Below are 13,552 nucleotides of genomic sequence, written 5' to 3'. Positions count from 1 at the left end.
CCATCTGGCCATTTAACTCGAATGATCCGCCACGATAACCCACTTTCCGTCGAGCTTGCGGAAGATAAGCGTGAACCAGCCCTGCAGGTTGCCCTTTTGCGGGCGGGCCAGGTGCCAGCGGCCGACTACGTGCGCGGCTTCGGCCCCGATGGGGTTGATGCGCAGCTGCGAGAAGTCCAGCTGCCCCATGGCGGCGGCATCGGGGTAGCTGCGCTGGTAGTTGGCCAGGGTGCGCTGCCAGCCGTGCTGGGGGCCGTTTTTGCCGATGAACAGCAACGAGTCGCTCTGCCAGTAGCCCTGCATGTAGGCGGGCAGGTCGCCGCGGTTCCAGGCGGCGGCCTGGGTGCCGAGCACGGTGCGGATTTGCTGCACGTCGGCGGCGGTAAAGGCCGGGGCAGCTACGGCCGTCGTGGCGGGGCCCTCGGGCTTGGTGGGTGAGCCGGGGCCGCAGGCCGGCAGCAGCAGCAGCAGGACGGCCAGCGCCAGGCCGGGCAGGTAGAAGGCAGTGCGCATGGCTTAGTCGAGGATGGCGCCGATGAATTTGGTGCCGCCGAGGCGGCGCATGTTGCGCAGCACGCGCTGCTGCTTGGTGCGGGCCTGCGGGCCCGGGTGCCCGGCCTGAAACTTCAGCGGGTTGGGCAGCACGGCGGCCAGCAGCGCAGCCTGGCTGGGCGTGAGGCTCTTGGCCGAGCGGCCGAAGTGCTTCTGGGCGGCGGCTTCGGCCCCGAACACACAGTCGCCCATTTCGGCGATATTCAGGTAGACTTCCAGAATGCGCTCCTTGCCCCAGAGCAGCTCGATGAGCACCGTGAAGTAGGCTTCGGCGGCCTTACGCACGTAGCTGCGGCCCTGCCAGAGAAATACGTTTTTAGCCACCTGCTGCGAGATGGTGCTGCCCCCGCGGATGCCCCCGCCCTTCTCCCCGAAGTTGTGCTTGGCGGCCTTGATGATGGCGTCGGTATCGAAGCCGTGGTGCATCAGGAAGCGCTGGTCTTCGGCCGCCACCAGGGCCAGCGGCAGCTGCGGCGATACTTCGCGGAGCGTGACGAAGCGGTAGTGAATCTTGCGCGAGGCGTCTTCGGGCAGCAGGCCGCCGTAGTTGGCCTCGGGGCGGTGGCTGCGGCGCTCCAGCATCAGCCAGGTGGCCGGCGGCGACACCCAGCGGTACACCAGCACCCAGGCCAGCGACACCAGAAACAAAGAAGCCAGCACTTGCAGCGCCACGCGCCGCGCCAGCCGCAGCTGGGTCGCAAATTCTGCCATGCGCAGGATCAGTTCAAGAAATTAGGTGGTCCGAAGGCGGCCCACCCGCGGCGAAATTACAAACGGCCACCACCCAATAGTGCACCCGCGCGGTGGAATGCAGCTGCCGGTTGATTTTTTCGCCACTTGCGGGCGTTCCAACGGCTGTCGTGCTGCCCCGGCGTAGCGGTTTATGAACGGTGCTGAGCCGCGTATTGACCGGGCCTTCCTACGCCTCGCGTCTTATCATCGACACGCGCAGACGACGAGACGCAAGTACGGGTCTCTACACGCCTGATGCCCCGTTCAGGAAACGAGTACAGCTTTCGTGCAGCATACCGCCCGCCGGCCAACCCGGTTGTTCCCAATGCGGTCAGGCCGGGAAGACGTTCTTCCAACGGCCCCCGTTTGCCGCCCGGCTGACCTGCGGGCTTCCGCCGCGTCTTCACCCAAAATCCACCTGCCGGGCCGAGCTTCGTTTTCGATTTACCGCCGACGCTACGCTTCTTCCCATGTCCCAACTCGTGCTGGTCCGCCACGGCCAATCGGAAGCCAACCGGGCGGGCGTCTTCACCGGCTGGCTCGACGTGCCGCTGACGCCCCGGGGCGAGGCCGAAGCCCGCGGGGCCGGCCGCCGCCTCCACGATTTTCACTTCGACGCGGCTTACTGCTCCACGCTGGTTCGCTCGCGCCGCACCCTGGAGCTGATTCTGGCCGAGCTGAACCAGGCCAGCCTGGCAATCCACGCCGCCGACGCCCTGCGTGAGCGGATGTACGGCGCGCTGCAGGGCCTCAACAAAGCCGAAACCATTGCCCGCTACGGCTTGGAGCAGGTCACGCGCTGGCGCCGCAGCTACGAAGACGCCCCGCCCGAAGGCGAAACCCTGCACCACACCCTCGACCGCGTGGTGGCCTACTACAACGAGGTGCTGGTGCCCGCGCTGCGGGCGGGCCAGCGCCTGCTGGTGGTGTCGCACGGCAATACCCTGCGGGCCCTGCGCATGCAACTGGAAGGCCTGACGGTGGCCCAGGTGGAAGCGCTGGAAATTCCCACCGGCGGCATCCGCGCCTACGAGCTGAGCCCGGCGCTGGTCATTACCTCGATGGCGGACCTGTAAGCAGCGGCTGTCGTTGGCAAAATGGTTCAGCAAGGTGCTGAAACGCCTTTTCGCGTCTGTTCATGGGGCGAAATCGGCTAACGACGAGACGCAAGCAGGCGCCCTACACCAGGCTCTGTTAACCCGACCATCTTCCCAGCCTCCTGACCTGCGCAGCGGCTGATGCTCGGCCCAGAGCAGACGGCGCCGGCACTCGGAAACGGCGTGCCGGCCCTGCCCCGGGTTGGCGGACGTGGCCCGGCAAAAAGATGACGTCTGTCACCCGATACGACGACGACGGTCAACGCATTGGCCGTGGGCAACCAACATATTTGCCTACCCGGCCGGCGCTCCGGCCCGCGTTTGTTCGTTTCCCCACCGCCGGCCGTCCTGAGCCCGCCCCCGGGCCTGACGGCCGGCCCGCTTTGCCCCGGCCGGCGCCGCGTGCCCGGTCTGCCGCGGCCCGCTTTGCCCCGTTGCCCGCGGCCAGCCAGGCCGCCCGAGCTGCTGCTTTTTTCCCGGCTCGCCCTCCACCCACTTTTTCCTGCTCCCCTGTCATGCCTCTCCCCGCTTCCCCCCCGGCGCCAGTTGAGCGCCTGGCCGATGACGACATCACGACGGCCGTCGAACGATTCATTTTTACCAAGAAAGGCATGGCGGCGCCGCTGATTGAAGTCGTCACCCACGACGGCATCGTGGAGCTGACGGGCTTTGCCGGCACCTTGCTGGAGCGCGAGCGAGCCACGGCCCTGGCCCAGGCCGTGCGCGGGGTGCGCGGGGTCATCAACGAGGTCATCATCCGAGCCCCCGACGTACCCGACCCGGCCCTGCGCAGCGCCGTGGACGCGGCCCTGGCCCGCGACCCGGCCACCACCGGCTACAACGTGCGCTGCCACGCCAGCTGCGGCGAGGTGACGGTGGAGGGCGCCGTGCAGTCCTGGGCCGAGCAGCAGCTGGTGCTGCAGGCGCTGCGGGGCGTGCGCGGCGTGACGGCCATTCACAACAAGCTCGACGTGCACCGGGGCGAAATCACCAATTCCGACTCGGAAATTACCGTTCAGATCCGCGAGTTGCTGAACTGGGACATTCGGGTGCAGAGCGAGCTGGTGAGCATCCGCACGGCGCACGGCGTGGTGCACCTGGCGGGCACCGTGGGCACGCCCGCCGAGCGCGACTTCGCGGTGGCCACGGCCTACCAGGCCGGCGCCACCCACGTCAACGCCCGCGACCTGTTCGTGGCCCGCTGGGCCCTCGACAAGTCGCTGCGCCGGGAGAAATTCGTGCGCCGTGCCGACGAGGATGTTGCCCAGGCCGTGCGCGACGCCCTGCGCCTCGACCCGCGGGTGCGCGCCTTCGGGCCCACCGTGCGCGTGCGCGACGGCGTGGCCACGCTGGCCGGGGCCGTGAGCAACCTGCTGGCGCAGCAGGCAGCCGAGCGCGACGCCGAAAACATCGTGGGCGTGCGCGAGGTGCACAACTTGCTGCAGGTGGCAACCCACTACCCCGCTCCCGATGCCGCCACCCAGCAGCACATCAAGGCCGCGCTGGCCTGCGACGCCTACGTGAGCCCGTATGCCTTCACGGTGAACGTGAGCAACGGCAAGGTCCAGCTCTACGGCACCGTCAACACCCACTTCGAGCAGGAGCGCGCCGCCGATGTGGCCGCCAGCGTCGCGGGCGTGGTCACCCTCGACAACCACGTGCAGCACGGCCCCGCGGCCACCCCGGCCGCCCGCCGCAGCGGCGCTGCCGGCCACCCCGAGCCCGACCACGCCCTGGAGCAGCGCCTGCGCAACCACTATTACTGGTCGGCCCTGCTCCACGACCAGGACCTCGACATCCGGGTGCGCGAGGGCCGCGTGACGCTCATCGGCACCGTCGATACGCACTGGCAGCGGCGCATTGCCGCCCAGCAAGCCCGGGCCTGCGGCGCCCGCGACGTCAACAACCACCTGCGGCTGGCCGCCTGGGGCCGGGGCGGGCCGTGCTAGCTCCGGATGCATCCGCTTACTGCCTCTCCCCCGATGCCCTATGTCTACCGCGCCCACCCTGCCGGCGGCCCCGGCTGCCGCCCCGGCCCGGAGTTTGTCGCTGCTGGTTTTCACCAGCTTCTTTCCCGAAAGCCGGCGGGCCCTGCGGCTGGCCGCCGAGCTGGCCCGGCCGCTGGGCGCCCGCCTGGTGCTGGTCCACCTCGATCAGCTGACCGTGCTCAACGTGGAAGTGCCCGGGCCCGCCTCGCCCGAGGCCGCCGGGCAACTGCACGAGGCCCTGCAGGCCCTGGCCGATCAGCAACCCGTGCCCACCGACCTGGCCCTGATCAACGACCAGCTCCCGGATGCGCTGGACGCCCTGGTGAACGAGTACCACCCGGCGCTGTTCGTGCTCGGCCGCCCGGCCGATGACCGCGCCGATTTCGATGCCGGCGCGGTGTTGCTGGACGTGCTGCGCGCCGCCCGGGTGCCGCTGCTGCTGGTGCCCGAAACCTACCCGGGCCCCGCGGCGCCCCAGCACCTGGCCGTTGCCGCCGACGCCGAGCCGTTTGCCGTGGCGGCCGGCGGCGCCGCGGGCCGGCAGTTGCTGCAGCAGCTGCCGCCGGCCCGCGTTACCGTGGTGACGGTGACGCCCGCGCAGGCCGATGAGCGCTGCGCCGAAGCCCTGGAGCACGTGCGCCGGAGCGGGGTGCTGCCGGCGACCGGGCCTAGCCCCCAGGTAGCGGGGTTTTATGCCCAGCACCCCGCCGCGGGGCTGCTGCAGGCCCTGCCCGCCACCGGCGCCAACTGGTTGCTGCTCCTGGCGCGTGAGCATGGCCTCCTGGGCGCGCTGTTTCACCACAGCGTCATCAGCGCCCTGCTGGCGCGCAGCCCCGTGCCCGTGCTGGTACTGCCCGCCGCGGCTTGAGGCCTGTACGCTGCTTCGCCCTCCCGGTCACGGCCGGGCGCTCTGGCCGGACTGGTAGGCGGCCCGGGCCTGCTTTTTCTGCTGGCGCTTGAGGTAGCCGCGCAGTAGGAAGTTGTGCTGCAGGGCCTCCATGCTGCGGCTGAAGCCAGCCGTACCCTGCTCCACGTGCTGCATGCTCTGGCGCAGCTGCCGGCTGAAGGCGGTGTCGGCGAGCAGGGTATTGAGTGGGCCGGCGCCCGTCTGCACCTGCCGCTTCAGCCCGGCCAGGGTGGCGGCCAAGGTATCGGAAGTGCCGGCCAGCTGCCGGGTGGCATGGCCCAGGCGGCCGGCCATAACGGTATCGGTGAGCAGGTAGCCGGCCAGGCCTTCGCCGCGCCGGATGCCGCGGGTCATCAGCTGCACGTCGTGGGCGGCCACCTGCAGCTGCCCGGTGGCGGTGGCGGCGTTGCGCAGCGTGCCGCGCACGTGCTGGGCCAGCTGCTGGTCGTTGAGCAGCTGCCAGAACGCGTCGCTGCGGTTGAGCTTGCGGGTGATTTCGTGCATGTCCTGGGTGATGCCGACCAGGTTGCGGTTCGACACGCTCAGGGTGCTGAGCAGGTCGTCGATGCCGGGCAGGGTGCGGGTGGGCAGCCGGTCGCCGGCCCGCACCGGCGGGGCGGGCGCGGGCTGGGCGGTCAGGTTGATGATGGTATTGCCCACCAGCCCGTCGGTGCCGATGGTGGCCACGGCGTTGCGGCGCACGAAGGGCTGCGCGTCGCGGCTCAAGCTCAGCGTCACCCGGATGGTGGTGTCGTTGATGATCTGAATCCGGCGCACGGTGCCCACCGGGATGCCGCCCAGGCGCACGTTGTTGCCGGTGAGCAGGCCCGACACGTTGCGGAAGTCGGCCTCGACGAGCAGGCTGCGGCTGAACAGGTTCTGCTGGCGGCCGAGCATAAACAAGGTCACAATCAGGCAACTCAGGCCCGCCAGCACGAACAGGCCGAGGCGCGCATGGTTGCTGGCAGAGCGTTGGGCCATGGTGGGCGGGGGTTAGGCGAAGAATTCGTGAATGCGCGGGTCCGGCAGGGCCTGCAGCTGCGCGTAGGTGCCCTCGGCGTAGCAGCGGCCGTCGACGAGCAGGGCCACCCGGTCGGCGGTGAGGCGCACGCAGCTCATGTCGTGCGAGATGATGAGGGCGGCGGTGCCGTACTTCTGCTGCACCTCGCGAATGAGGTGGCTGATTTCGCGCGAGGTGACCGGGTCGAGGCCGGTGGTGGGCTCGTCGTAGAGCAGGATGTCGGGCCGCAGAATGAGCGTGCGGGCCAGGGCCACGCGCTTGCGCATGCCCCCCGACAGCTCGGCGGGCATCATGTCGGCGGTGTGGCCCAGGCCTACGTCTTCCAGGGCCTGGCGCACCAGCGCAGCCTCCTCGGCGCGGCGGTGGGCCAGCCAGTGGCGGCGCAGCGGAAACAGCAGGTTGTCGCGCACGGTCATCGAGTCGTAGAGCGCATTGCTCTGGAACAGGAAGCCCACGCGGGCGCGCAGCTGGTCCATGGCCGCGTGGTCGAGCCGGGTCACGTCCTGGCCCAGCACCGTAATGCGGCCCGCATCGGGCACCAGCAGGCCGATGACGCACTTGATGAGCACCGACTTGCCCGAGCCCGACTTGCCGAGCACCACCACGTTTTCGCCCCGGTGCAGGGCCAGCGAAAAGTCCTGCAGCACGTGGTTGTCGCCGAAGGACTTTACCACGTGCTCCACCGCCAGCACCGTTTCCGGAGTGGCCATTTCGGCCGGGGCGGGCGGCGCGGCAGGCAGCGTTTCGGGTTCGGGCAGCATGGGGCAGTGCTAGTTGAGGCCCAGCAGGCCGGTAATTTGCACGGCCAGCAGGTCGAGCACGAAAATGACCAGCGACGACACCACCACGGCCGAGTTGGCGGCCTGCCCCACGCCCTCGGTGCCCTTGTCGGCGTGGTAGCCCTTGTAGCAGCCGATCAGGCCCACGGCAAAGCCGAAGAAGAAGGTCTTGATGAAGGCCGGCAGCACGTCGCCGAAAGCCAGGCGCGAGAGGACGTTGTTGGCGTACAGCGCCAGGGTGGTCACGCCGCGCATGTTCAGGCCCACGAAGGAGGCAAACAGGGCAATGGCATCGGCCAGCAGGGTGAGCACCGGCAGCATGAGCGTGGTGGCCAGCACCCGCGTCACCACCAGGTACTTAAACGGGTTGGTGCCCGACACTTCCATGGCGTCAATCTGCTCCGTGACGCGCATCGAGCCCAGCTCGGCCCCGATGCTGGAGCCAATTTTGCCGGCGAAAATCAGCGCGGTGATAATTGGCCCCATCTCGCGAATGATGGTCAGCCCCACCATGGCCGGAATCCACGACTCGGCCCCGAACTGGGCCATGGTGGGGCGGCTCTGCAGCGTCAGCACCATGCCCATGATAAAGCCCGTCACGCCCACCAGCGGCAGGGACTGGTAGCCAATGACGTAGCACTGGTACAGCCACTCGCCCACTTCGTAGCGCGGGCGAAACCCCTCGCGGAAGAAACGCCCGGCGAAATGGGCCATGCCGCCGGCTTCGGTCAATAAGGGCTGTTCGAGCATGATACGCGGGAATGAAGGGTGAAGCGCCGCGGACCGCGGCGGCGGAAACGAGCGGCCGCGCCCGGAGGCGCAAGGGCCGGATCAGTACAGCAGCCCGTCGGCGGCCTGGCGCGCGGCCGTGGGTGCCGCCACGGCCGCCGCGGGCAGCAGCAGCACCGGCACCGGGCTGCGCGGCAGCACCTCGGCCGTGGCGCTGCGGTGAAACAGCTCGTCGAGGAAGCTGCGCGGCCGGGCCACCAGCACCAGCAGGTCGGCCTGCGTGTCGACGACGGCCTGCACCAGCCCCGCTCCGCACACGGCGTGGCGCAGCTGGTAGGTGGAGCTGCTAATGACCCGCGCCGAGAGCAGGCCCCCGTCGTGGGCGGTGGTCACCACGTCGTGCATGTTCAGGGTGGGGCCGTCGGGCGGGGCCACGTGCACCACGGTGTACTCGGCCTGCCAGCTTTCCACCAGCGCCGCCACCCGGCACGAAGCCGCGCTGAGCTGAAACCGCTCCCCGTCGATGGCCAGGGCAACCTGACGGGGCAGTTGGGCCTCTTCCGGGAGTCCGGCGGCGGGCACCAGCAGCAGCGGCAGGTGGGTGGCGCGCAGCACCGGCAGGGCGTAGCTGTAGAGCAGCTGGTCGATAAGGGCGTGCTCGGGCGCGAGGCCCAGCACCAGCAGCAGCGGCATCTGGCGCCGAATTACCAGTTGCAGCGTGTCGTGCAGGCCGCCGCGGTTGGGCTGCACGCGCACCGGGGCCGCGAGGCTGCGGGCCAGCGCGGCCAGGGCCGCCACCGTGTCGCGCTGTTGCTGGTCGAGGTAGTGGGCCGGCAGCGGCAGCAGGCCGAATTCGGGCTCCACCACGGGCTCGGCTTCCAGGTGCAGCAGCACCAGCTCCGCCCCGGCGGCGGCGGCCAGCAGCGCCGCCACATGCGCCGCCCGCGCCGCGCCGGGCGACAGATCAGTCAGGACCACAAACGTCGGTTTCATCGCACAAAACGGAAGAGGTTCGGGGAAGTAGCCGCGGGACGGGCGCCGCTCACGGCGAGGCCTCGGGGCGCACCTGCAGCCGGTTGCCGACGGCCCGGGCGCCGCCGTCGTAGGCGCAGAGCGTGGCCAGCTGCTGCTCCTGGCGCGTGGCCACGGTGCCCGTCAGGGTGGCCCGGCCGTTGGCCACACTCACCCGGATGGCCTGCTCGCTCAGGCCCGGCGTCCAGGCCAGGTGGTCCCGGATGGCCTGTCGGATGGCCGCATCGGTGGGCAGCCGGCCGGGCAGTGGCTGGCTGAAGGCCACGTGGCAGGCAAAGTACTCGCCGTCGGGCGTGGTGTTCCAGGCCGGCACCACCAGCCGGTTGTCGACGGCAATGACGCCGCTGATGCCGGCGGCCACCTGTTCGGCGTGCTGCTTGTCAAACTGCGAATCCACCGTGCCGTAGAGGCTCACCTTGCCGTTGTCGACGACCACCTCCACCGCCACGCGGTGCAGGTAGGCGTCGCGCTGCAGGGCGGCCCGCGTGCGGCGCTGCATCTCGGCGTCGGGCGTGGGCCGGGCGGGCCGCACGCGCAGGTAGTTGCTGACCATCGTCACGCCCACGATGCCCAGCGCGTCCTGCTCGGCGGCGCGGCAGGCCCGCAGGTTGCCCACGGTGCCGCGCAGCGTGACCAGGCCCCGCCGCACGTCGATTTCGGCCGCGTGGGTGCGCACCCGCGGGTCGGCCCGCAAGCTGTCCTGGATGGCCTGACGGATTGCCGCGTCGGGGCGGGGGCGGTACTTGTCGCCGCGCAGCTCCTGGCCGGGCGTTTCGGGCGCCACCCGCAGCTCGGCCGCCTCCACGCCGGCGGCGCCCGCCCGCCAGGCCGCCGCAATGGCGAGGCTGCGCTCGGCCGCGCTGGCCACCGCCCCGCGTAGCACCACGCGCCCGGGCTCCTGCGTGCGCACCTCGATGAGGGCGTGGTTGATGCGCACGTCCCAGGCCAGCAGCTCGTCCATTTCGGCCCCGATTGCCGCCGCGGCTTTGGGCGGGTGGCCGTAGCGGTAGTGCAGGTGGTCTTCGAGGCTGCATACGCCCCGCACGCCCTTGGCCACGCGCAGCACCAGCTCCTTTTCCGGCCAGGAAGGCACTTCGCCCAGCAGCATCACCACGCCCGCGCGGGCGGTGCAGCAGATGTCGTACTCGCTCGCCACGGCGTCCTGCAGCAAGGCTTCTTCCACGTCGCGGCGCAGCGTGGCGTCGGGCAGGTCGACGGCCCGCACCCCGACTTCGTTGATGACCCCGCGCACCCCGCGCACGGCCTTGGCAATTTCCTCGGCCCGCTCCCGGGCCAGCAGGCTATCCACGTAGCCGCTGAGCGTGACGATGCCCTGCTGAGTGGCCACGTCCACCAGGTGCGGGGCCACTCCCTTTTTGCGGGCCAGCAGGCGCTCCACGGCGGCGGTGATGTCGCCATCGGCTAGGGCTGGCGCCGGTTGGAGCGTGGTTTCGAGCGTTTCCATAACGGTTGATGCGTCAGCGGGTAAACCAGCCCGACCGGGCTGCACCGGCCGGATCTACCGTTATGAAAATGGCAGTTTGACCGCGCAGGCGGCATGACGAAAGGCACCGGCGGCAATGATTTATGTCATGCCCGGCGGCGGCCGGCGGCCCCGGCTGGCCGCAGAGGCCCGTGAGTGGCCCCCTGGGCGCAGTCCGGGACCGGGCTTTGGGGCAGGCGGCTGCGGAAGTCCTATTTTAAAGTGCAATTTCAGCGGTTTCTTTGCCGCCGGGCCGCCGCTGGGCCCGGGCTGTTCCGCTGCCCACTATGTTTGCCGCCCTATGCACCTTCTTCCGCTGTTTCCGCTCAACCTGGTCGTATTCCCCGGCGAAAAGCTCAACCTGCACATCTTCGAGCCGCGCTACCGCCAGCTGGTCACTGATTGCCTCGAGACAGGCCAGACCTTCGGCATTCCGCCGTTTCTCAACGACCAGGTGCAGCTCATCGGCACCGAAATGCGCCTGCTGAAAGTAGAGCGCAGCTACCCCGGCGGCGAGTCGGACATCCGTACCCAGGCCGTGGGCCGCTTCCGCATCGTGGACATGCTGCGCGAGGCGCCGGGCAAGCTCTACGCGGCCGGGCAGGTGGAGGACCTGCCCGACGATACGCCCGAAGACCCGGCGCTCAAGCTGCGCATCAGCCGGCAGGTCGAGCAGCTCTACGGGGCGCTGAGCCTGCAGAAACTGTTCATCGAGCTGCCCCCCGACTACCGCACCTTCGACGTGGCGCACCACCTGGGCCTGTCCACCGAGCAGGAGTTTGAGTTGCTGCAGCTGCCCACCGAGCCCGAGCGGCAGCAGTACGTGCTGACGCACCTAGAGCACATTCTGCCGGTGGTGCTCGAAACCGAGCGGCTCAAGGAGCGCGTGCGCCAAAACGGCCATTTCAAGCACCTGACGCCCCCCAATTTCTAGGGCAACCCGGAAAAAAGCCGGCCGGGCCGCCCGCGCGGGGCTACCTCCGCGGCCCGGCGCCCGTACAGTAGGGCGTGACGTCCTACCTCATCGGGCCGCTGCTTGCGGCTTCCCTCCTGCTCATTGGCTGGCTGGCGTACCGCTTTGCGCTGGAGCGCCGCCACCGCCGCCGGCCGTTCGTGGCGGCGGCGGCGCGGCACTGGCCCGCCCTCGCGCCGCCCGCCGCGGCGCCGCGGCACCGCGTCTGCTTTATCGGCGACCTGGGCGCGGTGGCCACCGACGGCCACGACCCGGTGCTGAACCTGCTGCGCCGCTGGATGCAGGAAGCCGGCGCCGAGGGCTCCGTGGTCATGCTCGGCGACAACGTGTATCCCGTGGGCCTGCCGCCCGTCGGGCACCCGCTGCGCCCCGCCGCCGAGCGCCGCCTCGACGTGCAGCTGAACCTGCTGCGCGAGTTTGCGGGGCAGGTCGTCTTTCTGAGCGGCAACCACGACTGGAACAAGGGCCGCCCCGACGGCTACGCCTACCTGCAGGCCCAGGAAGCCTACGTGCGCCAGCACCTGCCTAGCGCCCTGTACCTGCCCGAAAACGGCTGCCCCGGCCCGGTAGCGCTGCCCTTGGCCGAAGGGCTGATGCTGCTGGTGCTCAACACCCAGTGGTGGGTGCAGCGCGGCCCGCGCCCCCTGGGCCGCGCCCACGGCTGCAGCGCCGACGATGCCCGCCAGCCCTTCGCGCAGCTGCGGCAGCTGCTGCGGCAGTACCCGGGGCAGCAGCTGCTGGTGGCCGGCCACCACCCGCTCTACTCCAATGCCATGCACGGCGGCAAGTTCACCGTCAAGCAGCACGTGTTTCCGCTGACGGCCGCCCACAAGCGCGCTTACCTCCCGCTGCCCCTGCTAGGCTCCCTGTTTCCGGCCTACCGCCGCCTGCTGGGGGCCGCCGAAGACATGGCCCACCCGCGCTACCGCCGCCTGCGCCGCCGCCTGCTGCAGGTGCTGCGCGAGTTTCCGGGCACCGTGTACGCCGCCGGCCACGACCACAACCTGCAGTACTTCCTGCGCCGCGGCGTGCATTACCTCGTCAGCGGCTCGGGCAGCAAGACGGCCTACGTGGCGGCGGGCGGCAAAGCCACCTTCGTGCACGAGCGGAAAGGCTTTTTCAGCCTCGATTACTACGCCGACGGCCAGCTGTGGCTGCACACCTGGGAGCCGGCCGATCAGCAGGGCACGCCCGCTCCCACCTCGTTTCGCTGGCCCCTGGTGCCGGTGCCCGCCCCGGCCGCTACCCCGCCGCCGGCACCAGCACCCGCAGGTTCTGCGGGTTAATCGTGGCTTCCACCGGCGTGGGCAGGTGCAGCGGCTCCCCGTCGACCTGCACGCGCACCGCCGTTTCGCCCACCACCTCGATGCGCACCCAGCGGCACTGCAGCCGCCGCGTGTACGCCGATTCGTCGAAGCCGTCGGTGTAGAGCTGGTAGAGGATGCCGGGGGCCGCCGTGGCCGGAAACGGCTCGATGACGCACACCTCGAAGCGGCCGTCGTCCATGCGGCTGGCGGGGTTGATGACCACGTTGCTGCCGAAAGTGCGGGCGTTGGCCACGGTGAGCATAAACGCCTCGCCTTCCCAGGTTTCGCTATCCGTCACCACGCGGTAGCGGGCGGGCTGGTAGCGCATGTATTCCTGCAGGGCAATGCGCACGTAGGCGCCGGGCCCGCGGGTGTCGCCTTCGGCAAACCGTTCCACAATCAGCGCATTGAAGCCCAGATCGGCCAGGTGAGCCGTGAAGTGGCCGCTCACCATCAAGGTATCGACGCGCAGCACCTCGTGCTGCCAGATCAGCTGCAGCGCCTCTTCCACGTCCTGCGGAATGCCCAAATCCTTCGACAGGCCGTTGCCCGAGCCCAGCGGCACGATGCCCAGCGGCAGCTCGGTGTCGCTGAGGGCCTGCGCCACCAGGTTCACGGTGCCGTCGCCGCCGGCGGCAAACACGGCGTCCTGCGGGTGCTGCTGCAGGTAGGCGCGCAGGCGGTTGAGGTCGTCCTCGCCGCTGGTTTCGTAGAAATGCGCCGTGCGGCCGCGCTCGGCGCAGATGGTTTCGATCAGCTCTTGCACGCTGGCTTTGTCGATGTCGCCCGAAATCGGGTTCATCACAAACAGCAGCCGGCGCAATATGGAAGGGGCAGTAGGCATGGAGAGCAGGGGGCGGCGGCAATCCCGCCCGGGGAGGAAAGTAAGGACAATAACGCACCGGACGCCAAAACGGCCGAAGCAGGAGCTTCGGCCGCTGTCGGTTGCCGG

At 69.8% G+C, this 13,552-nt stretch carries 13 protein-coding genes; 5 read left to right on the top strand and 8 right to left on the bottom strand.

All coding sequences use genetic code 11. The annotated features are described in order from the left end of the window. Nucleotides 1–12: 12 nt before the first annotated feature. Both DLM85_RS03880 and mtgA read right to left on the bottom strand, forming a co-directional pair. Nucleotides 13–513, bottom strand: coding sequence for a YybH family protein (locus DLM85_RS03880; RefSeq protein ID WP_111476737.1), 501 nt, complete (start codon nucleotides 511–513; stop codon nucleotides 13–15). Nucleotides 514–516: 3 nt separating this feature from the next. Beyond that, complete coding sequence (gene mtgA, locus DLM85_RS03875; RefSeq protein ID WP_111476736.1) at nucleotides 517–1,263, bottom strand: monofunctional biosynthetic peptidoglycan transglycosylase; 747 nt, start codon at nucleotides 1,261–1,263, stop codon at nucleotides 517–519. 491 nt (nucleotides 1,264–1,754) lie between these two features. Between mtgA and DLM85_RS03870 the strand changes: the two genes are divergently transcribed. The 3 genes from DLM85_RS03870 (at nucleotide 1,755) to DLM85_RS03860 (ending at nucleotide 5,237) form a co-directional block, all read left to right on the top strand. After that, a complete protein-coding gene (locus DLM85_RS03870; RefSeq protein ID WP_111476735.1) occupies nucleotides 1,755–2,360 on the top strand; it encodes a 2,3-bisphosphoglycerate-dependent phosphoglycerate mutase in 606 nt (201 codons plus the stop codon). Between the two features lie 536 nt (nucleotides 2,361–2,896). After that, nucleotides 2,897–4,330 (top strand): BON domain-containing protein, encoded by a 1,434-nt coding sequence (locus DLM85_RS03865; RefSeq protein ID WP_111476734.1) that lies wholly within the window; start codon nucleotides 2,897–2,899, stop codon nucleotides 4,328–4,330. Nucleotides 4,331–4,370: 40 nt separating this feature from the next. Then, nucleotides 4,371–5,237, top strand: coding sequence for a universal stress protein (locus DLM85_RS03860; protein ID WP_111476733.1), 867 nt, complete (start codon nucleotides 4,371–4,373; stop codon nucleotides 5,235–5,237). Nucleotides 5,238–5,264: 27 nt separating this feature from the next. Here the strand turns inward: DLM85_RS03860 and DLM85_RS03855 are convergent, their stop codons facing one another. The 5 genes from DLM85_RS03855 to DLM85_RS03835 form a co-directional block, all read right to left on the bottom strand. After that, entirely contained in the window at nucleotides 5,265–6,257 is a 993-nt protein-coding gene (locus DLM85_RS03855; protein ID WP_111476732.1) for an MlaD family protein, read from the bottom strand. Between the two features lie 12 nt (nucleotides 6,258–6,269). Next, a complete protein-coding gene (locus tag DLM85_RS03850; protein WP_424321687.1) occupies nucleotides 6,270–7,058 on the bottom strand; it encodes an ABC transporter ATP-binding protein in 789 nt (262 codons plus the stop codon). Between the two features lie 9 nt (nucleotides 7,059–7,067). Next, nucleotides 7,068–7,826, bottom strand: a complete 759-nt coding sequence (locus DLM85_RS03845; protein ID WP_111476731.1) for an MlaE family ABC transporter permease — start codon at nucleotides 7,824–7,826, stop codon at nucleotides 7,068–7,070. An 81-nt stretch (nucleotides 7,827–7,907) separates the two neighbouring features. After that, nucleotides 7,908–8,798 carry a universal stress protein gene (locus tag DLM85_RS03840; RefSeq protein ID WP_111476730.1) on the bottom strand — a complete coding sequence of 297 codons (891 nt, stop codon included), beginning with the start codon at nucleotides 8,796–8,798 and terminating at the stop codon, nucleotides 7,908–7,910. 49 nt (nucleotides 8,799–8,847) lie between these two features. Further along, complete coding sequence (locus DLM85_RS03835) at nucleotides 8,848–10,302, bottom strand: BON domain-containing protein (RefSeq protein WP_111476729.1); 1,455 nt, start codon at nucleotides 10,300–10,302, stop codon at nucleotides 8,848–8,850. Between the two features lie 319 nt (nucleotides 10,303–10,621). Here DLM85_RS03835 and DLM85_RS03830 point away from each other — a divergent pair, with 319 nt between their 5' ends. Then, nucleotides 10,622–11,254, top strand: a complete 633-nt coding sequence (locus DLM85_RS03830) for an LON peptidase substrate-binding domain-containing protein (protein ID WP_111476728.1) — start codon at nucleotides 10,622–10,624, stop codon at nucleotides 11,252–11,254. Nucleotides 11,255–11,328: 74 nt separating this feature from the next. Next, a complete protein-coding gene (locus DLM85_RS03825; RefSeq protein WP_111476727.1) occupies nucleotides 11,329–12,579 on the top strand; it encodes a metallophosphoesterase in 1,251 nt (416 codons plus the stop codon). On the opposite strand, the gene DLM85_RS03820 is transcribed toward DLM85_RS03825, so the two are convergent. After that, nucleotides 12,536–13,444, bottom strand: coding sequence for a diacylglycerol/lipid kinase family protein (locus tag DLM85_RS03820; protein ID WP_165821997.1), 909 nt, complete (start codon nucleotides 13,442–13,444; stop codon nucleotides 12,536–12,538). The two genes, DLM85_RS03825 and DLM85_RS03820, sit on opposite strands and share 44 nt — an antisense overlap. Between the last annotated feature and the right edge of the window lie 108 nt (nucleotides 13,445–13,552).

The sequence above is a fragment of the Hymenobacter edaphi genome, from assembly GCF_003258365.1.
In the GTDB taxonomy this organism is placed as follows: Bacteria; Bacteroidota; Bacteroidia; order Cytophagales; family Hymenobacteraceae; genus Solirubrum; species Solirubrum edaphi.
This window is presented reverse-complemented; position numbering and strand designations above follow the sequence as displayed.